Genomic DNA, 1,132 nt, shown 5'->3' with positions numbered 1-1,132 from the left:
ATTGCGCGCCCGCCGTGAATTTCCCGCCCCCCAGCCCTTCGGGCCCGCCCCCCTTGGTCAGTGCGCCCCGCTCCATCAGCAGTGTGATCAGCTCGGCCAGGTAGAACGGGTTGCCCTGGGCCATCGCGAGCAGCCGGTCCTCATCGGCCTGCGGCAGCCGTCCACCCTTGAGGTATGCGTTGAGCAACCGCGCCGCGTCGGCGCCGCGCAGCGGCGGCAGCGTGTGCGCCTCGGCGTCGGCCACCCGGGTCAGCTGACCCGTCTTGCGCACCAGCTCGGGCCGCCCGAGCAGCAACACCATCACCGGCCCGGTGAGCTCGGCGAGCGCCGTGCCAAGCGCGTCAATGGTTTCGGCCGTCGCGTCGTGCAGGTCGTCGACGATCACCACCAGCGGCGACTCGGTCGCGAGCCCGCTGAGCAGCCCGGCCAGCGCCACCGACTGGGTCCGCGTGTCGCGCGCGGTGGGCTCGGCCTCGCCGCTGCTGCCCGGCACGCCCTGCCACTGCGTCATCTCGTGCGTGGGCGCATAACCCAAGAGCGACAAGAGGTTTTCCACGTCGAGTTTGCCGGCGCCCCGCTGCACGAGCCGGTCGGACAGCCGCCGCAGCCGCTCCTCCACCGCCGTGCGGGTGGCCGCGCTCGCCGACGACTCGACCGACAGGCCGATCGCCAGGCGCACGAGGTCGGCCAGCGGGGCGAGCCGTCGCCGCTCACCGAACGCGACACAGCGGGTGGACAGCACCCGCGCCTGGGTGCGCGAGGCGAACCGGCCCGCGCTGACCTCATAACCCCCCGCGAAGCGGGCCACCTCGGCGGCGAACCGGGTCTTGCCGATGCCCGCCTCGGCCGTGAAGATCAGCGTGCGCGGCTCGTCGCGGTCGACCACCTCGGCCAGTCGCCCGGCGACGCGGCCCAGCTCGGCCTCGCGCCCCACGAACGCGCCCTCGTCACCCAGGCCCGCCCGCGTGCCGCGGGCATCGTGCAGCCCGAGCAGCTCATAGGTCTCGACCGGCTCCCGCTTGCCCTTGAGGCGCAGCGGTCGCAGCGTGCGCCAGCCGGCCACGGCCTCGGTGGCCTTGGCCGTGCGCCCGCCCGCGTAGACCGCGCCGACGGCTGCCGCGTCGGCCAGGCG

The 1,132-nt window shown here is 74.6% G+C and carries 1 protein-coding gene; it reads right to left on the bottom strand.

Annotated features, from left to right (window positions below; all coding sequences use genetic code 11):
* The coding region (locus tag DM816_RS41975; RefSeq protein ID WP_162908443.1) for an AAA family ATPase at positions 1-1,132 on the bottom strand (1,132 nt) is incomplete at both ends.

The organism is Allorhizocola rhizosphaerae (assembly GCF_003426775.1).
In the GTDB taxonomy this organism is placed as follows: domain Bacteria; phylum Actinomycetota; class Actinomycetes; order Mycobacteriales; family Micromonosporaceae; genus Allorhizocola; species Allorhizocola rhizosphaerae.
This window is presented reverse-complemented; position numbering and strand designations above follow the sequence as displayed.